Source organism: Pseudomonas sp. 008, from assembly GCF_016861935.1.
In the GTDB taxonomy this organism is placed as follows: Bacteria; Pseudomonadota; Gammaproteobacteria; order Pseudomonadales; family Pseudomonadaceae; genus Aquipseudomonas.
This window is the reverse complement of sequence record NZ_BOMA01000005.1, coordinates 350768-368471: the sequence shown is the minus strand read 5'-3', so window position 1 is coordinate 368471 and position 17704 is coordinate 350768. Positions and strand designations below refer to the sequence as shown.

The 17704-nt window shown below is 60.6% G+C and carries 17 protein-coding genes; 7 read left to right on the top strand and 10 right to left on the bottom strand.

Annotation, left to right across the window (positions count from 1 at the left end):
- Positions 1–10: 10 nt before the first annotated feature.
- Positions 11–1120, top strand: a complete 1110-nt coding sequence (locus JUI81_RS13280; protein WP_019581918.1) for an MFS transporter — start codon at positions 11–13, stop codon at positions 1118–1120.
- Positions 1121–1148: 28 nt separating this feature from the next.
- Here the strand turns inward: JUI81_RS13280 and JUI81_RS13275 are convergent, their stop codons facing one another.
- Positions 1149–2051, bottom strand: coding sequence for a LysR family transcriptional regulator (locus JUI81_RS13275; protein WP_018928337.1), 903 nt, complete (start codon positions 2049–2051; stop codon positions 1149–1151).
- 117 nt (positions 2052–2168) lie between these two features.
- Between JUI81_RS13275 and JUI81_RS13270 the strand changes: the two genes are divergently transcribed.
- The 6 genes from JUI81_RS13270 to JUI81_RS13245 all read left to right on the top strand — a co-directional run bounded on the left by JUI81_RS13270 (position 2169) and on the right by JUI81_RS13245 (position 7650).
- Complete coding sequence (locus JUI81_RS13270) at positions 2169–3359, top strand: CaiB/BaiF CoA-transferase family protein (RefSeq protein WP_019581919.1); 1191 nt, start codon at positions 2169–2171, stop codon at positions 3357–3359.
- A gap of 14 nt (positions 3360–3373) precedes the next feature.
- Positions 3374–4342 carry a hydroxymethylglutaryl-CoA lyase gene (locus tag JUI81_RS13265; protein WP_204124439.1) on the top strand — a complete coding sequence of 323 codons (969 nt, stop codon included), beginning with the start codon at positions 3374–3376 and terminating at the stop codon, positions 4340–4342.
- Positions 4339–4734: a VOC family protein gene (locus tag JUI81_RS13260; RefSeq protein WP_138867096.1), complete on the top strand. Its 396-nt coding sequence runs from the start codon at positions 4339–4341 to the stop codon at positions 4732–4734. The genes JUI81_RS13265 and JUI81_RS13260 overlap by 4 nt, the downstream gene beginning before the upstream one ends.
- Entirely contained in the window at positions 4731–5672 is a 942-nt protein-coding gene (locus tag JUI81_RS13255) for a D-2-hydroxyacid dehydrogenase (protein WP_204124438.1), read from the top strand. The genes JUI81_RS13260 and JUI81_RS13255 overlap by 4 nt, the downstream gene beginning before the upstream one ends.
- Before the next feature lie 166 nt (positions 5673–5838).
- Positions 5839–6222, top strand: coding sequence for a VOC family protein (locus JUI81_RS13250; RefSeq protein ID WP_026345858.1), 384 nt, complete (start codon positions 5839–5841; stop codon positions 6220–6222).
- A 96-nt stretch (positions 6223–6318) separates the two neighbouring features.
- Complete coding sequence (locus tag JUI81_RS13245; RefSeq protein ID WP_204124437.1) at positions 6319–7650, top strand: dicarboxylate/amino acid:cation symporter; 1332 nt, start codon at positions 6319–6321, stop codon at positions 7648–7650.
- Positions 7651–7746: 96 nt separating this feature from the next.
- Here the strand turns inward: JUI81_RS13245 and JUI81_RS13240 are convergent, their stop codons facing one another.
- The 9 genes from JUI81_RS13240 to JUI81_RS13200 all read right to left on the bottom strand — a co-directional run bounded on the left by JUI81_RS13240 (position 7747) and on the right by JUI81_RS13200 (position 17442).
- The gene (locus tag JUI81_RS13240) at positions 7747–8655 is read right to left on the bottom strand and encodes a MurR/RpiR family transcriptional regulator (RefSeq protein ID WP_007940239.1); all 909 of its coding nucleotides are present in this window, start codon (positions 8653–8655) and stop codon (positions 7747–7749) included.
- Positions 8656–8774: 119 nt separating this feature from the next.
- The gene (locus JUI81_RS13235; protein WP_204124436.1) at positions 8775–9539 is read right to left on the bottom strand and encodes an ABC transporter ATP-binding protein; all 765 of its coding nucleotides are present in this window, start codon (positions 9537–9539) and stop codon (positions 8775–8777) included.
- Between the two features lie 18 nt (positions 9540–9557).
- Entirely contained in the window at positions 9558–10670 is a 1113-nt protein-coding gene (locus JUI81_RS13230; RefSeq protein ID WP_019581926.1) for a succinylglutamate desuccinylase/aspartoacylase family protein, read from the bottom strand.
- Positions 10671–10679: 9 nt separating this feature from the next.
- Positions 10680–11378: an ABC transporter permease gene (locus JUI81_RS13225; protein WP_018928327.1), complete on the bottom strand. Its 699-nt coding sequence runs from the start codon at positions 11376–11378 to the stop codon at positions 10680–10682.
- 14 nt (positions 11379–11392) lie between these two features.
- Entirely contained in the window at positions 11393–12082 is a 690-nt protein-coding gene (locus JUI81_RS13220) for an ABC transporter permease (protein WP_204124435.1), read from the bottom strand.
- Positions 12083–12173: 91 nt separating this feature from the next.
- The gene (locus tag JUI81_RS13215) at positions 12174–12950 is read right to left on the bottom strand and encodes an ABC transporter substrate-binding protein (protein WP_204124434.1); all 777 of its coding nucleotides are present in this window, start codon (positions 12948–12950) and stop codon (positions 12174–12176) included.
- A 334-nt stretch (positions 12951–13284) separates the two neighbouring features.
- The gene (locus JUI81_RS13210) at positions 13285–14616 is read right to left on the bottom strand and encodes an OprD family porin (RefSeq protein ID WP_204124433.1); all 1332 of its coding nucleotides are present in this window, start codon (positions 14614–14616) and stop codon (positions 13285–13287) included.
- A gap of 63 nt (positions 14617–14679) precedes the next feature.
- Positions 14680–16224, bottom strand: coding sequence for an MFS transporter (locus JUI81_RS13205; protein ID WP_204124432.1), 1545 nt, complete (start codon positions 16222–16224; stop codon positions 14680–14682).
- Positions 16225–16233: 9 nt separating this feature from the next.
- Positions 16234–17442 carry an aspartate transaminase gene (locus JUI81_RS13200; RefSeq protein ID WP_204124431.1) on the bottom strand — a complete coding sequence of 403 codons (1209 nt, stop codon included), beginning with the start codon at positions 17440–17442 and terminating at the stop codon, positions 16234–16236.
- Between the last annotated feature and the right edge of the window lie 262 nt (positions 17443–17704).

Below are 17704 nucleotides of genomic sequence, written 5' to 3'. Positions count from 1 at the left end.
TATATTGGGGATGCTGCAAGTTCTGGTCTGGGGAGGTTCGTTCTTCCTGATGGCCGTCATGGCCGATCCGATCATGAGAGAGACCGGTTGGGCTAGCCAATGGGTGTATGGCGCGCTGTCTCTGAGCATTCTGGTTTCTGCAATGCTGGCGCCATTGACCAGTCGGCTTATCGCCCGCTACGGCGGCCGCCCCATCCTTGCCAGTAGCGGCCTGGGCGTCGCCATCGGGTTGTTTCTGATGGCGAGCTCGACCTCGTTGCCGATGTTTCTTTTGTCTTGGGCAGTGATTGGCGTCGGTATGGCGCTGGGGCTGTATGAAGCGTTGTTCGCCGCTTTAGGTTCTCTGTACGGGGAGCGGGCGGGCAGTGCGATTACCGGGATCACGCTTATTTCAGGGTTTGCGACAACGCTGTCATGGCCAGCGGTTGCGTTGGTCATCGAGCACGTTGGCTGGCGCACGACGTGCTTGGCTTACGGGGTGTTATTGGTCATTGCCGTAGCACCGCTTTATCTCTGGGTGCTGGCGCGGGGCGCGGGGCCACTCGCAAAAAGCCGTGCCATGAGTGATGAACGCCTCTCGATCGACCGGCGGATCTACCTGCTGCTCACACTGATTTTTGCGTTGGGTGCAGTGATCATGACGGCGATGTCTGTCCAGCTGATTTCATTGTTGCAGGGGCAGGGCTATTCGCTCGCAGCCGCCATCGGACTGAGCGCCTTGCTGGGTCCAAGTCAGGTCGGTTCACGTGTTCTACAAGTGTTTTCGCGAAAGAGACATCCAATCTGGACGACATTGATCTGCGTGGTATTCGTGGCAGTTGGTCTGTTGCTGGTGACCATGGCGCCGGCAATGACCGCAGTGGGACTGGTGATCTACGGCGCGGGTAATGGTTTGCGGGCGATCGTTCGAGGACTACTGCCGCTGGCCCTTATGTCGCCCACCCATTATGTTTTGCTGATGGGGCGCATGGCTCGGCCTTCGCTCATTGGACAAGCCTTGACTCCCCTCGCTGGCGGCTACCTATTGCAGACCTGGGGCGCCGGCGGAGTGCTTGCGGGCTTGAGTTCGTTGGCCGTGTTGAATGTGCTGTTGGTCTTGCTGCTCATTAGGCTGGTGTGAAAAGAACAGTGCCGACCCTGCGACAAGGTCAGCCATGCACGCTGCTCAGATACTCGAACAACTTGGCCGCTTCCGGGGTCAGTTGCGCCTGACTCGCAACCCCCACGAACAAGGTGCGGTGCGCCCAGTCATCGCTCAGGTCGACAGCAATCAGACGGCTGCCGAGCAATTCGGCACGCACGGATGACAACGGCAAGATCCCGATGCCCAAGCCGGCTTCGATCATCCGACAGATGCCGTCGAAGCTGCTGACCTGGATCCGCACCTTGAGGATCTTGCCCGCACTGACGGCGGCATCGGTGATTCTGCGCAGCAACGAGCTGCCCTGGTTGAGCGCGACATAATCGAAGCCAAGCGTGTCGGCAAAGGACACGTTGCGCTCATTCGCCAGTTCATGGCCGACCGGCACCAAGAGCACGAGTCGGTCGTCGCGATAGGGCAGTTTGTACAGGCCCTCGGCCGGTACGTTGTCGGCAAAAATGCCGATGTCGGCGCGCCCGTTTTCCACGGCTTGAATAATCGGTTCGCTGAGTGCTTCTTCCAGCCCGATACGCACGTTCGGATTGGCGCGCAGGAAAGACGCGAGGTCGTCCGGCAGAAACTGGACGACGGCGGAAGTGTTGGCGAACAGCCGCACATGCCCGCGCACCCCGACCGCGTAATCGCTGGCGTCGCACGCCATCCGGTTCACGCCTTCCAGAATCGTTCTGGCATGTTCAACGATCCCTTGTCCCGCGGCGGTCAGTTCGAGCCCCCTTGGCAGGCGCACGAACAGTGGGCACTGGGTGGTTCGCTCCAGCTCGGCTAACCGTTTGCTGGCCGCCGAGACCGTCATGTTGGCCTTTTCGGCGGCACGGGTCAGGTTGCCGGATTCGGCGGCGAAGATCAGCAGGCGCAACGACAGCAGATCGAAATGCAGGGGATTGATCATCAAGAGGATCCAAGGTTTTCCATTCTGGAAAGAGTAGTGGCGAAATTTGAAATTTTCATCTGCCCGGTTTGTGTCGATTATCCATGCCACAAGCACTCAACAAGAACGGGAAACGTCATGAGGTTACCTCTGCAAGGTGTCAAGGTCGTGGAGCTCGGTCAACTGATTGCCGGGCCGTTTGCGGCGAAAATGCTCGGTGAATTTGGCGCCGACGTGATCAAGATCGAGCCTCCGGTCACCGGTGACCCATTGCGCAAATGGCGCTTGCTGCATGACGGTACTTCCGTCTGGTGGGCCGCGCAATCGCGCAACAAACGCTCGCTGACCCTTGATTTGCGCCAGGCTGAAGCCCAACAAGTGGTGCGCCAGTTGCTGGCCGACGCGGATGTACTGATAGAGAACTTTCGCCCAGGGACTCTGGAAAACTGGGGGCTGGGTTGGGACACGCTGCATGCGCTGAATCCGAAACTCGTCATGCTCCGGGTCTCCGGTTACGGCCAGACCGGGCCTTACCGTGACCGTCCCGGCTTTGGCGTGATCGGTGAAGCGATGGGCGGGTTGCGGCATCTATCCGGCGAGCCCGGGCGGACCCCGGTCAGGGTTGGCGTTTCCATTGGCGACTCGTTGTCGGCCTTGCACGGGGTTATAGGGATTCTGCTTGCCCTGCGTCATCGCGAGCAGAACGGCGGTGACGGCCAGCAGATCGACGTGGCGCTGTACGAGTCGGTGTTCAACATGATGGAAAGCCTGTTGCCCGAATACTCGGTATTCAATGCCGTTCGTGAGCCCGCCGGCAGCAGTTTGCCGGGTATCGCGCCGACCAATGCCTATCGCTGCCGTGACGGTGGTTTTGCCTTGATCGCCGGCAATGGCGACAGCATCTATCAACGCCTGATGGAAGTGATTGGGCGCCGCGATCTGGGGGCTGATCCAGCGCTTGCGCAGAACCACGGCCGAGTACTGCAGGTTGAGCGCATCGATGCCGCCATCTCCGAATGGACCGCGCGACTCAGCCTCGACGAAGTCTTGTCGATCCTGACCGAGGCGCGCATCCCGGCCGGCCGGATTTACAACGCTGCCGACATTGCCCAGGACCCGCATTACCGGGCGCGCGACATGCTGCTCGACAGCCAGCTGGACGACGGCACGCCGGTGACCTTGCCCGGCATCGTCCCCAAGCTGGGTACCACGCCTGGCAGCGTGACTCGCTCGGCGCCGACCCTGGGTCAGCACACCGCCGAGATTCTTGGCGAGCTCGGCATCGACGCTGCGCAGCAAGCCGACTGGCGCCAACGCGGCATCATTTGAACCGGAGAATCAACATGCAACGTCTTTTCTTGCAGGAAGTCGCGACCCGTGACGGCTTCCAGAATGAAGCGCGCTTTATTGAAACCGTCGACAAGATCGCCATGATCGACGCCCTCAGCCAGTGTGGTTTCGCCAAGATCGAGGTCACCTCGTTCACCTCGCCCAAGGCCATTACCGCGCTGCGCGATGCTGAGGCGGTGATGCAGGGTATCCGGCGCAATCCGGCGGTGGAGTACACCGTGCTGGTGCCTAACGTGCGCGGTGCCGAGCGGGCCCTGACGTGCAACATCGATGAAGCCAACCTGGTGATGTCGGTAAGCGAACCGCACAACCGTTCCAATCTGCGCATGAGCCGCGAACAGTCGTTTGCCCAGCTCAGCGAAGTGGTCAGCGTGATCGGCCAGGGGCCGGTGGCGATCAATGTGTCGTTGTCGACCGTGTTCGGCTGCCCGATGCAGGGCGATGTTCCGGTGGGGGAGGTGTTGCACTGGGTCGAGCGTTTCGCCGAGCTGGGAGCTCGCGGCGTGACCCTGTGTGACACCACCGGCATGGCGTACCCGAGTCAGGTCGAGATGCTGTCCCGGGCCGTCCGTGAGCGTTTTCCGGCGCTGCAGCTGACCCTGCATTTCCACAATACCCGTGGCATGGGCCTGGCCAATGCGCTGGCGGCCATCGAGGCCGGGGTCGATCGTTTCGATTCGTCCCTTGGCGGCCTGGGCGGTTGCCCTTATGCGCCGGGGGCCAGCGGCAATGTGTGCACCGAAGACCTGTTGCACATGCTGCAGTTGATGGGCTTCAACACCGGGGTTGATCTGGACCGGGTGCTGGCTGTCGCCGCGCAGTTGCCGGGTCTGGTCGGTCACGACATTCCCAGCCAGATCCTCAAGGCCGGCAAACGCCTGGACCTGCACCCGATTCCCGCCCATGTCGCCAACCTGGAAAAACAGGTGCCGTCGGCCCGAGCCCAGGAGCTGCACTCATGATCGATCATCTCGACCATTTAGTGCTGACCACCATCGACCCCGTGGCTGCCGAGGATTTTTACGTGCGGGTCATGGGCATGCAGGTGCAAACCTTTGCTGGTGGGCGCAAGGCGTTCGCTTTCGGCCAGCAGAAAATCAACCTGCACGTGCGTGGCCACGAGTTCGAGCCCAAGGCGCATTTGCCGGTGCCGGGAGCGCTGGACCTGTGTTTTATCGCCTCGATCCCTCTGGACCAAATGATCGCGCACCTGGCCCGTGTCGACTGGCCCATCATCGAAGGCCCGGTGTTACGTACCGGTGCCACCGGGCCGATACGTTCGGTGTATGTGCGTGATCCGGACCTGAACCTGATCGAGATTTCCGAACCCGTCCAGCCGGAGCGTGCAGCATGAAAGTGGTATTTCTTGATGGCGATAGCCTGCCCGTGAGCATTGCTCGCCCGGCCTGGGTCACCGACTGGCAGGACCGCCCCGACACGACGCCAGACCAGGTGGTGGAAGCCGCCCGGGATGCCGATGCGGTGATCACCAACAAGGTGCGCATCGGTCGGGCCGAACTTGAGCAACTGCCGAACCTGCGCTTCATCTGCGTCGCGGCCACCGGTTACGACTGTATTGATCTGGCGGCCTGCCGTGATTTTGCCGTGACGGTGTGTAACGTCCCGGCCTACTCGGCACAAAGCGTCGCCGAGTCGGTGATCGCGTCAATCTTCGCCCTGCGTCGACAGCTGTTCGCTTACCAGTCTGCTGCGCTGCGGGACTGGTCGGACTCGCGGCATTTCTGCGTCCATCGCGCGCCGATCCGCGATGTTCAGGGCTGTGTGTTGGGCATCGTCGGTCGGGGCGGAATCGGTTTGGCTACGGCGCGTCTGGCGAGTGCGCTGGGCATGCAGTTGTTGTTTGCCGAACACCGTGGCGTGGTCCCGGTGCGCAAGGGGTATCAGTCCTTTGAAACGGTGCTGGCGCAAAGCGACGTGATTTCTCTGCACTGTCCATTGACCGAGCGTACCCGACACCTGATCGGGGCACTGGAACTGGCGCAGATGAAACCCGGCGCGTTGCTGATCAATACCGCTCGCGGACCGTTGGTGGATGAAGCGGCGGTACTCGATGCGCTGGACAGCGGCCGCCTCGGTGGCGCGGCCCTCGATGTGCTTTGCCAGGAGCCACCACCGGCCGACCATCTTTTGCTCAATAGCCGCCATGCCAACCTGATCGTCACCCCCCATGTGGCCTGGGCCAGCCAGAGCAGCCTGCAACGGCTGGCCGACGGCATCCTTGGCAACCTGCAGGGCTACCACTCGGGGAACCTGATCAACCTCGTGTCGTGAAGGCTTCACCACCCAACAAGAAGGTCCACTCATGAAAACAATAACAATCACACCGGTCCGTCAGTTTGTCTCGTTGTTCATTGCCGCGCTGTCCCTGGGCGCATTGCTGCAGGTAACGCCTGCCGTGGCGACCGCCATCGTGCCGCCAGGTGCTCCGGTGGTTGGGATGATCGATCACGTCGACCACATCGTCCTGACTGCCACCGACCCGCAAGCGACCATTCATTTCTACACCGAGGTGATGGGCATGCACCTGGAGAAATTCGGCGAGGGCCGGGTGGCTTTCACGTTCGGCAACCAGAAAATCAACATGCACGTGCGCGGTCATGAAATCGAACCCAAGGCCCACGTGCCCGTGCCAGGGGCCCTGGACCTGTGCTTTATCGCCAGCGCGCCACTGGACGAAGTCATCGCCCACCTCAAAACGGTGAACTGGCCGCTGGTGGAAGGTCCGGTGACCCGAACCGGGGCCCGGGGGCCCATTCGCTCGGTGTACCTGCGCGATCCCGATCTCAACCTGATCGAGATTTCCGAGTACATCCAGAAGTAATCATTCCCCCGAACACTCTTTCCCAGGCGATCGGTCGTGCACCGATGTGGCGGTCGGCTACCTGGGGAAATGCATCACGCCTGCGAGGAAGCCATCATGACAACAACAATTACACCCTCGATTGCCGAAAAAAAGCCGAGCCATTCACGCCTGCGCCGAGTGTTCCGCCACCTGTATGTGCAGGTGCTGCTGGCGATTGTGCTGGGCATCATCTTCGGTCATTTCTATCCCAGTCTCGGCGAAGAAATGAAGCCCCTGGGCGATACGTTCATCAAGCTGATCAAGATGCTGATTGCACCGATCATCTTCTGCACCGTGGTCAGTGGCATTGCCAGCATGCAGAGCCTCAAGCGCATCGGCCGGGTCGGCTTCAAATCGTTGCTGTACTTCGAAGTGCTGACCACCCTGGCGCTGGTGATCGGGCTGATCGGGGTCAACCTGATGCAGCCTGGTACGGGCATGCACATCAACCCGGCGACCCTCGACGGCCATGCCATCGACAGCTACAGCAAGCTGGCCCATGAACAGAGTGTGGTGGGCTTTCTCACCCATATCGTGCCCAGTACCGTGTTTGGTGCCTTTGCCGAAGGCGATATTCTCCAGGTGCTGTTCATTTCCATCCTGTTTGCCTTCGCCTTGCAGATGCTCGGTGCTGCCGGCAAGCCGTTGCTGAACCTGATCGATCTGGTAGCCCAGGCGTTTTTCCGCATGGTCAAGATCGTGATGTATGTCTCGCCGCTCGGGGCCTTCGGCGGCATGGCCTTTACGATCGGCAAGTACGGCGTCGGCTCCCTGGGGGCGTATGGCAACTTGCTGATCTGCTATTACGTGACGGCGCTGTTTTTTGTGTTCGTGATTCTCAACCTGGTCGCGCGCCTGGCCGGTTTCAGCCTGTGGCAGTTTCTCAAGTACATCCGCGATGAGCTGTTTCTGGTGTTGGGCACCTCATCTTCGGAGTCAGCCTTGCCTCGGTTGATGGGCAAGCTCGAGCGTCTGGGGTGCGAGAAGTCGGTGGTGGGATTGGTGGTGCCTTCGGGATACTGTTTTAACCTCGATGGCAGCTGCATCAACATGACAGTGTTGGCGATTTTCATCGCCCAAGCGCTGGATATCCCGCTCGACCTGTGGCACCAGGTCACCCTGTTGTTGATTCTGTTGTTGACCTCCAAGGGCGCGGCCAGCGTCACCGGCGGTGCGTTCATTACCCTCGCGGCCACCCTTGGCAGCCTGGATGTGATTCCGGCGGCCGGGTTGGTGTTGGTGCTTGGGGTCTACCGGTTTATTTCCGAAGGCGGGGCGTTGATCAACGTCATCGGCAACGGTGTCGCCACGCTGTTCATCGCCAAGTGGGAAGGGGCGCTGGACGAACAGACGTTGGCGTCAGAGTTGCGCAATGGCTGTACCCGGGAGGTTGAGGCACAGTCCTGAACGAGTTGTCGCAAGACAGCCCCAAGACCGCCCGGTCCACGAAAGCCGGGCGGTTTTGGGTTTCCAGATTGCCCATGGGGCAAGCCCTGTCAGATATCACTTCTTCGACGATTTGCTGCTGGCAGGAATATGCAAGTAAGACATCACGCTCTCGGTCAGCTCGGTCGCCAGCTTGACCGCTTCTTTATTGCGCGCCATCACACCCGCCACCAAACCTTCGATCAAGGCGAGCACGGCGATGTTGGAGCTGGTCATTACCGGATGGTCGGCGGGGGCAAACAGCACGTGTTCGGCAATGCTGGTGAGCGGCGATGCGGGTGAGTCGGTGATCGCCAGCACCGAGGCGCCGCGCTCATTGGCGAAGCGGGCGAGTTGCAGGGTGTCGAGGGAATAGCGCGGCAGGGAGATCGCCAGCAACACATCCTGATCGGTGATGGCGGCCAGGCGGTAAGCAGCGTTTTCGTTGCCGCCCTCCATGCTGATGGCGGTGGCGTCCGCACAGAAGGGCATCAGGGTCGAGGCGGCGAGGCCGGCGAAGTAGACGCTGTTGCCAAAGCCCAGGATGTAAATTTTGCGCGCTTCGATCAGGCGGGTGACGAACGCTTCAAAGGTGTCGGCGTGGTTGTTGGTGGCTGCCGTGGCGAGGTTGCTGGTGGCGCTCTGGATTTGCTCATGCAGGCCAAATGCGCCGCCAGGACGATGCGCCAGTTCGTTGCGCAGTTTGTCGACCGGCGACACCATCTGCTGCAACGTCGCGACCAGCTCGGCCTTCATGCCGGTGTAGCCACCCAGGTTCAGTGCCTTGGCCAGACGATTGACCGCGGCCGGCGAGGTGGAGGTTTCATGGGCCATTTCTTCGATGGTCAGCGTCGCGGCCCTTAGCGGGTGACGCAGGATAAAATCCGCCACCTTGCGCAGTGACGGCTGTAGATCGGAAACGATTTCCGCCAGTTTACGCATCACCGGCGCGGCATAGACCGTGGTGTCTTTCGAAGGGGTCGGCATGTCCGGCTCTACAGTTCCTGAAGGGTTGGAGAAGGCTTGGTTCGAGGTTGGCTGGAGTGTATCGCATGCCAAACCTCGTTGTGCATCGCCAAGCCAGGGAGCGGTGAGCGAGCCGGTGGTTATTTCAAGCTGCCGGCCAGAAACTGCCGAAGCCGCTCGGACTGTGGATTGACCAGCACTTCACGCGGATTGCCGCGCTCCTCGACCAGGCCCTTGTGCAGGAACACCAGCTGGTTCGAGACCTCGCGGGCAAAGCCCATTTCGTGGGTCACGACTACCATGGTGCGGCCTTCGAGTGCGAGGTCCTGCATGACTTTCAGCACTTCGCCGACCAGCTCGGGGTCGAGGGCTGAAGTCGGTTCATCGAACAGCATCACTTCCGGCTCCATGGCCAGCGCCCGGGCAATCGCTACCCGCTGCTGCTCACCACCCGACATGTGCGCCGGCCAGGCGTCCATGCGGTGCGCCACGCCAACTTTGTTCAGGTAATGCTCGGCCTTTTCCCGTGCTTCTTTCTTGTTGATGCCCAACACATGCACCGGGGCCTCCATGACGTTTTCAAGGGCACTCATGTGCGACCAGAGGTTGAAGTGCTGAAACACCATCGACAGTCGCGAACGCATGCGTTGTAGCTGTTTGGGCTCGGCAGCCTTGAGCCCGCCGAGTTTGTTGGTCACCAGCTTGAGCGGTTCGCCATTGAGCACGATGTTGCCGGCGTTGGGCTGCTCCAGCAGGTTGATGCAACGCAGGAAGGTGCTTTTGCCGGAACCGCTGGAGCCGATGATGCTGATCACGTCACCGGCCTTCGCTTCCAGGGACACGCCCTTGAGCACTTCGTGGGTGCCATAGCTTTTGTGAAGATCCTGAATTTCAAGTTTGTACATGGTTTCAACTCTCTGGAATCAGTCGCTGAGCAAGCGGCCTTGGCGAATAGGGCGAGTACCGGCCACTTTGGCCAGCCACAAACCGGGCTGGGCAAAGCGCAGACGTTCACGGGCATAGAGGATGCCGTCGGTGCTGGCGCGCACGATGCTGTGGCGATCGGTCAGCGGATCAATCACTTCGAACAGCGGGTCGCCGACCCTGACCCGGGCACCCAGCGGTTGCAGATAACTCACCACCCCCGGGTGCGGTGCGTAGGCGTACTGCGCACCGGCGAATGGCGTCGCTTCACACTCGGTCGGTGGCGCGGCGGGCCAGTCACCGCTGATCAGGCCTTGTTCGGCGAGATAGCCGAGAATGGCCTGCGCGCTGTCGATGCAGGGCTCGCGTTCGGTATCGGCCATGCCGCGCAGTTCAATGGTGGTCGCCACACAGGCCAAAGAAATATCGGCTTCAGGAAAGAGTTCGGCCAGACGCAACCAGGGAATCGCGCAGGCTTCATCAAAGGCACTGCCGCCCGCATCCTCGGCCAGCAATGCGGCGCCGGCACCCAGTCGAGCGGCCAATGAGCGCAGGCGCGGCCAGTGTTGCGGCATGGCGTAAAGCAGCATGATCGACTCGAAATCGCAGTGCAGGTCCAGCACCACATCGGCGTCACAGGCATGTGAAAGCAACAGGCGGCGCAGGCCATCGAGTTCCGAGGTCGGCGGTGGCATGTCGGCGAGAACATCGGCCATGGCGCGGCGGATCAGCCCGGTGTTGACGTCGGCGTGGGCGCCCAGTTGACCTTTCACCAGCGCCGCCACAGCTTCGGCCAGCTCTGGAAAATCACGATTGAAGTTCTTCCCGCTGGAGAACTCAAAACGACCTTGATGGGTGGCCTGGAACATCTGGGCGATGCCAATCGGGTTGGCCATCGGCACCAACTCGACGACCCCATTCAGGCGACCTTGTTCTTCCAGCACGCGCAGACGCTGCTTAAGTTCAACCGCCACACGCATCCCCGGCAACTCATCGGCATGCAGGGAGGCCTGGATGTAAGCCTTGCGCGGCCCGCTGCCAAAACGAAACAGCGACAGCCGTCGTTCTGTGCCCGAGGCACCCCACGGCAACAGGTATTCAATGTGCTCCATAACAGCTCCTTAGTGCTTGCGCGGTGCCAGATAGGCCAGCCAGCGGCGCTCGGCCAGCTTGAACAGACGAACCAGGATGAAGGTCAGGGCCAGATAGATAAGGCCGGCGGTGATGAACGCTTCGAACGGCAGATAGAACCGCGAACTGACCGTACGAGCGGCTCCGGTGATGTCGACCAGGGTGACGATCGACGCCAGGCTGGTGGTCTGCAGCATCATCAACACTTCGTTGCTGTATTGCGGCAGTGCCCGGCGCAAGGCCGACGGCAGGAGCACGCGGCGGTACAAGGTAAAGCGCGACATGCCCATGGCCTTGGCGGCTTCGATCTCGCCGTGGGCCGTGGCCTTCAAACTGCCGGCCAGCAGTTCCGCGCTATAGGCGCTGGTATTGATCGCGAAGGCCAGGCAGGCACAAAAGGTTGCGCTGGACAGGTAAGGCCAGAGCACGCTTTGGCGTACCGCTTCGAACTGCGCCAAGCCGTAATAGATCAGGAACAATTGCACCAGCATCGGGGTGCCGCGAATCACATAGGTGTAGAGCCAGGCCGGGAAGCTGATCAACGGCGATCGGGAGACGCGCATCAGCGCTAAAGGAATCGCCAGCACCAGGCCAACGGCCAGGGAAATCAGCAGGACTTTGAGGGTCAACAAGGCGCCATTGAGGTACAGCGGCAGGTTTTCCCAGATCAGGTTGTAGTCGAGAATCATGGCTGTGCTCCCCGTCACAGTTCGGCGGCTTTGATGCCGACCGAGTAGTGGTTTTCCAGATAGCGCAGCACCAGCAATGACACGCTGGTCAGCATCAGGTAGAGCGCGGCAACCGCGAGGAAAAACGTGAACGGCTCATGGGTGGCGTCCGCTGCGTTTTTGGCTTTGAACATCATGTCCTGCAACCCGATCACCGAGATCAGCGCGGTGGATTTGGTCAGCACCAACCAGTTGTTGGTGAACCCCGGAATGGCGAAACGAATCATCTGCGGCACCAGAATCCGCCAGAACACCTGAGCGCCGCTCATGCCATAAGCCACACCGGCCTCGCCCTGGCCTTTGGGGATTGCCATAAAGGCGCCGCGAAAGGTCTCCGAGAGGTAGGCACCAAAAATGAAACCCATGGTGCAGACGCCGGCGATAAAGGGGTTGATGTCGATGTAGCGGGTGTAACCGAGCGCGAGGGCAATGCGGTTCACCAGATCCTGGCCGCCGTAGAAAATCAGCAGGATCAACACCAGGTCGGGAATACCGCGAATCAGGGTGGTATAGCCTTCGCCCAGCATCGCCAGCCATTTGAACGGTGACAAACGAAAGGCGGCGCCGATCAGACCCAGGGCAATCGCCATGGTCATGGAGGTCAGGGCCAGATTAATGGTCAGCCAGGCGCCATCGAGAATGCTCGATCCGTAGCCGTGAAGCATGATGAAGTTCCTCAAGCGAGCGCCGGGAGGCGCGCGAGACAAGCCAGAAGTGGCACCCGCAAACGCCGGCGCCAGGGTTTCGGGTAACGGCTTATTCGCCGTAGATATCGAAGGCGAAGTACTTGGCCATCACTTGCTGGTACTTGCCATTGGCGCGGATGGCGTCAATCGCTGCGCTCAGGCGTGCAACGTTCGCACTGTCGCCTTTACGCACCGCGATCCCGGCGCCTCTGCCGAAGTATTTCGGGTCGTTGATGTCCGGCCCAACCAGCGCGAAACCTTTACCTATGGGGGTTTTGATAAAGCTCTCGTCGGTGTTGACGATGTCGGCGAGGGTGGCGTCCAGGCGACCTGATGCCAGATCGAGGAAGGCTTCATTTTGTGAGCCGTAGCGGACCACTTCGACGCCGGCTTGCGCCAGCTGCTCGGTGGCGAAACGGTCGTAGGTCGAGGCGCGTTGCACGCCGACTTTCTTGCCTTTGAGATCGACCAGCGGGTCGTTGATCACGCTGCCGCTCTTCATCGCGAACTTGCCCGGCGTGTGGTAGTACTTTTTGCTGAAGTCGACCGATTTCAAGCGGTCTTCAGTGATCGACATCGACGACAGCACAGCGTCGATCTTGCGCACTTTGAGCGACGGGATCATGCCGTCGAATTCCTGGATGACCCACTCGCATTTGACCTTCATCTCTGCGCACAGCGCGTTGCCGATGTCGTAATCGAAACCACTGACATTGCCCTCCGGCGTCTTGAAGGAGAAGGGCGGGTAGGCGGCTTCGATGCCGATACGCAGGCTGTCCTCGTCGGCGTGTGCCAGCAAGCTTGCGGCGCACAGTGCCAGAGCACCTAGAAGTTCTGTCTTGTTCATATTGTTGACTCCTTGGATGGGGCGTTGGTGATACGGGGCTGCCGTCCGGTCTGGCGAGGTGGACTGTCCTGATGATTTGCGAGGATATAAATGACATAAAATATTTCACAAATCAACTGCGTGAAAATAAACATGTCAAAATAGGGTGAGGATTCATGGACGTACCTGGCTAGGGCGCCGAAGGTATGGCGTCAGCTTTTGGCCCAGAGTGGCAGGGATAAGAGGCAGATCTTCAGCAAGATCGCGGGAAGGGGGAAGCGGGCTAGTCAGTCTTGTCTCTGTCATCTATAACGGCACACTGGGTGACGATGCGCATCACCCAGTGTGTAGGCTCTTACAGAATATTCAGCGGGTAGCTGATGATCACTCGATGCTCATCACTGTCCCGTTGCGTGGACACTTCAGTGCGCAACGAAGCGTGGCGCAGGGCGATGCTCAGGTCTTTGAGCGGCCCTTGCTGGACCACATAACTCACGGTCAGGTTGCGCTCCCATTCGCTTTTGTCGCCGGTGGGAGTACGGATGTTGGAACCGCTTTCGTACATGCCCATGAAACTCAAACCCGGAACCCCGACCTTGGCGAAGTCATAGCCGTAGCGAACCTGCCAGGTGGTTTCGCCGGCGCGCTGGAACTTGCCGATCATCGACTCCGTCATGAAATAGGCGGTGGAGCCGTCACCCTGGTTCAGCCAGACCGCGTCGCTGTCGCCGCTGACTTGCTGCAGGCCGGCGGCGATGGTGTGGCCGTTCACCAGGTAGGTGAATTGCGCGCTGCTCAGGCGACTGTCGACTTTGCCTTTGGTGACGCCGTCGCCGTAGTAGCCAAACGTGTAGAAAGCCGGGTCATGACCGTTGGCGCCATCGGAGCGGTTGTCGAAGTGACGCAGGTCGGTGCGCAGGGTGCCGGGGCCGACCTGCCAATCGTATTTGAGGCCCAGAAAGTTCTGTTTGTAGAAGTCCTGCAGGTTGCCGTAGTAGTACTGTAAGGTCAGGTCTTTGGTCGCTTTGTAGTCCACGCCACCGTAATAGAACTTGTTGACGAACTCGCCCGTCTGCGCGTTGTTTGCACCGGGAATGGACATGCCCATCTGGTTGCTTGAGCCGCGACCTTTGACATGCTCCAGCTGGCCGAGGGTGAAGGTGAAGTTCTCCAGATCCTTGGACTGGATCTGCCCGCCATTGAAGGTTTGTTGCAGCATGCGGTCGGTGGACATTACCACCGGCAACATCGGGACCAGCGTGCCGTATTTCAGTTCAGTGTTGGAGAACTTCGCCTTGGCCGTCAGGCCCAGGCTGCCGAACTCATCCACGGCACGCCCGTCGCTGTCGGTCGGAAAGATGTTGCCGTTGAAGTTTTTGCTTTCGGGGTTGTAGTGCCGGCCCTTGCCGGAGTCCAGCCGGATACCGTACATGCCAATGGCGTCCACGCCGAAACCGACCGTGCCCTGGGTGTAGCCGGACTGAAAGTTGGCGATGAAACCCTGGCCCCATTCCTGGGTGTAGTTGGGGTCGGCGGCGCCGCTGCGGTTGTCGGCATTACTGAAAAAGTTGCGGGCCAGCACGCTGAGCTTGCTGTCTTCTACCAGGCCTGCGGCGTAACCCTGTTGAGCGATGATCAGGCCGCAAATGCCGGCCACTACTTTAGGTGCGCGATTGAAAAGCTCCATCGGAGTCATCCCCATGAGTTGTCGAATGTTGTGAGAGGCAGTCAAAAGCGGCAGTAAAGGTTTTTATTGTTTTTCAGGAGCAGCGGTGGCCGGCAAGACGTTCAGTCTCACGGGCGGCAAGCGGTACAGGATGAACAGTGCGAGCACGCCGATGCCGGCGCAGAGCAGCAGGCCGACGCCCACCGACTGGGCCAGTGCATCGCGGGCCAGGTTCAGCCATTGTGGGTGTTCGAGCAGTGCGGCGTCGGGGTGCAAAAGGATCTGCGGGTCGGCGTACAACGCCAGTCCGTCGGCGTGCCCTTGGGCGATAAAAAGTCGTTGCAGGTTGGCGCTGTAAAGCAGGTTGACCAGCACGCCCATCGAAGCGGTTCCGAGCAATCCGCCCACCAGGCGCAGCGATTGGGTCAGCGCGGTGGCGATCCCGAGGAACTGGCGCTCGGCGAGGGTTTGAGTGAATACCGTCAGGTTCAGCAGGATGAATCCCAAGCCAAGACCCGCCAGCAGGATTAAGCCGAGCAACACATTGAAGGAGGCGCTACGCCCGGCGAGAGCCAGGCAGAAACATGCCAGCAGCAGCGCCACAAAACCGCACAGCGGTAACAGGTTTGGATTACGCAAACGGGTCACGATGCGGCTGTTGACGATCGCCCCCAGGGTGATACTCAGTGCCAGTGGTGTGATCAACAGGCCGGCATCTTGCGGCGAGTAGCCATAGCTGCCCTGCAGCAACAGCGGTAGATAGAACAGCAGCGAAAACATGATCGCGCCGGCCGCCATCGACAGCAGAAACAGCAGGCGCATGCTCGGTAGTCGCAGCAATGCCGAGGGCAGCAATGCATGCGTGCAGCGCTGTTCCCAAACGCACAGCGCGACAGTCGCCGCCACGCAGATCAAACCCAGTGCCGCACTCAGCATCAGGCTGGAATGCCCCAGCCATTCGACGAACAACTGCAGACTGCCCAATGCCAGGGCGATCAGCAGCGCGCCCGGCCAATCGAGGCTGATCTTTGTCAGTTGCTGCGGGCGGTAATAAGGCAGGTAGCGCCAGGCAAAAAACAGCGCCAGGCAACCCAGCGGCAGATTGAGATAGAACACCGAGCGCCAGCCAAACGCCCCCGTCAGGTAGCCACCCAGCCCGGGGCCGATGGCGTTGACCACACTGAACAGGGCGCTGAGCAGCATCTGCCAGCGCAGGCGTTGCCTGGTGTCGGGAAACAGTTCCGGAATGCAGGCGAATGCGGTGCCGATCAACATGCCGCCGCCGACGCCCTGCAAGGCGCGACCGATCACCAGCAACAGCATGTCACTGGCCAGTGCGCAGGCCAGTGAAGCCAAGGTGAAAATCAGGGTGGCGGCGATCACGAAGGGCTTGCGCCCATAGTAATCCCCCAGTCGACCAAAGATCGGGATGGTGACGATAGACGCCAGCATGTAGCCCGTGGCGACCCACGCGTAAAGTTCAAAGCCCTTGAGTTCGGCGACGATGCTTGGCAAGGCATTGCCGATCACCGTCTGGTCGAGTGCCGAGAGCATCAACACCAGCGAGATGCCCAGCATCGCCAGCAAGGCCTGTTTGAAACTCAGGGGAGGGAGGGTCGCCACGGCCATCGTCGGTCCTCAGCTCAACGCCGCAACGGCAGCAGCAATGCGCGAGCAACCTTCGTCGAGGGTCTTGATGTCGGTGGCAATCGACATCCGGAAGAACGGCGCCAGGCCATATGCGGTGCCTGCCACCACGGCCACACCCTGGCTTTCCAGCAGGTACATGACCACGTCGTAGTCGCTGTCCAGCTGCTTGCCCTGGGCCGTGGTTCTACCGAGCAAACCTGAGCAGTTCACATAGAGGTAGAACGCCCCGTCGGGCTTGCGGCAACTCAAGCCGTCAATGGCGTTGAGCAGTACCAGGCAGCGATCCCGACGTTGCTGATAGACCGCCACGCTTTCCTTGACGAACGCCTGGTCGCCATTGAGCGCTTCGACGGCGGCGGCCTGGCTGACCGAACAGGCATTGCTGGTCGATTGCGATTGCAGGGTCGCCATGGCAGCGATCAGGTCGGCCGGGCCTGCGGCGTAGCCGATACGCCAGCCAGTCATGGCATAAGTCTTGGACACGCCGTTGACCACCAGGGTGCGCTCGGTCAACGCTGGTTCGATGGCGAGGATGTGCGGGTTGTCCAGGCCTTCGTAGCGGATGTGCTCGTAAATGTCGTCGGTCATCAGCAACACCTGCGGATAATCCAACAGCACATCGGCCAGGGCGCGCAGTTCGGCGGCGCTGTAGCTGGCGCCGGTCGGGTTGCTGGGAGAGTTGAGCAGCAGCCAGCGAGTGCGTTCGGTGATCGCGCCGCGCAGTTGCGCCGGGGTCAGCTTGAAGGCGTGTCCTTCCGGGCAGGCGAGGGTGACGGGTTCACCTTCGCAGGCCAGCACCATGTCGGGGTACGACACCCAGTACGGCGCCGGAATCAACACTTCCTCGCCCACGCCGAGGGTGGCGGCGAAGGCATTGAAGATCGCGCTCTTCGCACCGCTGGTGACCAGGATCTGATTCGTACCGTAGGTCAGGCCGTTTTCTCGGGCCAGCTTGGCGACGATGGCCTGGCGCAACTCCGGGGTGCCGGCATTTTGCGTGTAACGGGTTTCGCCGCGTTCGATGGCGGCGCTGGCCGCTTGCCGAATGTGCACCGGGGTATCGAAGTCCGGCTCGCCGACGACCAGATTGATGATGGACTTGCCTTGCCGGCGCAGTTCGTTCGCACGGTCGGATGCGGCGCTGCTGGGCGATGGTTTGATACGTTGCACACGGGCGGCGATGCGGGAGGCGGTCACGTGTCGTTCCTCGTTGATGACGTTGACGAGGCCCTACAGTACGAGTCGCTACCCTGGCCGCCATAAGACGAGATCGTTCTGGTCGGATAGGCATCGCTTATGGCTGGAACTGCACAGTGCTTGCACTAATACGGTGCGCCCAGGCCTGTATGCCCTTGGCGGGTATCAACGCCGGCAGCAACGATCAAGCCATAGCAAAGGCTTATGGTTGAGCCTTGCCGTTCACCACGTGTGCAATGTTCGGGGCTGGCCTGGCTCTTGC

What these genes read in the sequence shown, in the direction of transcription:
- JUI81_RS13210 (WP_204124433.1), bottom strand. Translation starts at nt 14,616, where the DNA reads ATGGAGCTTTTCAATCGCGCACCTAAAGTAGTGGCCGGCATTTGCGGC.
- JUI81_RS13240 (WP_007940239.1), bottom strand. Translation starts at nt 8,655, where the DNA reads ATGCCGACCCCTTCGAAAGACACCACGGTCTATGCCGCGCCGGTGATG.
- JUI81_RS13220 (WP_204124435.1), bottom strand. Translation starts at nt 12,082, where the DNA reads ATGCTTCACGGCTACGGATCGAGCATTCTCGATGGCGCCTGGCTGACC.
- JUI81_RS13270 (WP_019581919.1), top strand. Translation starts at nt 2,169, where the DNA reads ATGAGGTTACCTCTGCAAGGTGTCAAGGTCGTGGAGCTCGGTCAACTG.
- JUI81_RS13255 (WP_204124438.1), top strand. Translation starts at nt 4,731, where the DNA reads ATGAAAGTGGTATTTCTTGATGGCGATAGCCTGCCCGTGAGCATTGCT.
- JUI81_RS13230 (WP_019581926.1), bottom strand. Translation starts at nt 10,670, where the DNA reads ATGGAGCACATTGAATACCTGTTGCCGTGGGGTGCCTCGGGCACAGAA.
- JUI81_RS13205 (WP_204124432.1), bottom strand. Translation starts at nt 16,224, where the DNA reads ATGGCCGTGGCGACCCTCCCTCCCCTGAGTTTCAAACAGGCCTTGCTG.
- JUI81_RS13225 (WP_018928327.1), bottom strand. Translation starts at nt 11,378, where the DNA reads ATGATTCTCGACTACAACCTGATCTGGGAAAACCTGCCGCTGTACCTC.
- JUI81_RS13275 (WP_018928337.1), bottom strand. Translation starts at nt 2,051, where the DNA reads ATGATCAATCCCCTGCATTTCGATCTGCTGTCGTTGCGCCTGCTGATC.
- JUI81_RS13235 (WP_204124436.1), bottom strand. Translation starts at nt 9,539, where the DNA reads ATGTACAAACTTGAAATTCAGGATCTTCACAAAAGCTATGGCACCCAC.
- JUI81_RS13245 (WP_204124437.1), top strand. Translation starts at nt 6,319, where the DNA reads ATGACAACAACAATTACACCCTCGATTGCCGAAAAAAAGCCGAGCCAT.
- JUI81_RS13215 (WP_204124434.1), bottom strand. Translation starts at nt 12,950, where the DNA reads ATGAACAAGACAGAACTTCTAGGTGCTCTGGCACTGTGCGCCGCAAGC.
- JUI81_RS13250 (WP_026345858.1), top strand. Translation starts at nt 5,839, where the DNA reads ATGATCGATCACGTCGACCACATCGTCCTGACTGCCACCGACCCGCAA.
- JUI81_RS13280 (WP_019581918.1), top strand. Translation starts at nt 11, where the DNA reads ATGCTGCAAGTTCTGGTCTGGGGAGGTTCGTTCTTCCTGATGGCCGTC.
- JUI81_RS13265 (WP_204124439.1), top strand. Translation starts at nt 3,374, where the DNA reads ATGCAACGTCTTTTCTTGCAGGAAGTCGCGACCCGTGACGGCTTCCAG.
- JUI81_RS13260 (WP_138867096.1), top strand. Translation starts at nt 4,339, where the DNA reads ATGATCGATCATCTCGACCATTTAGTGCTGACCACCATCGACCCCGTG.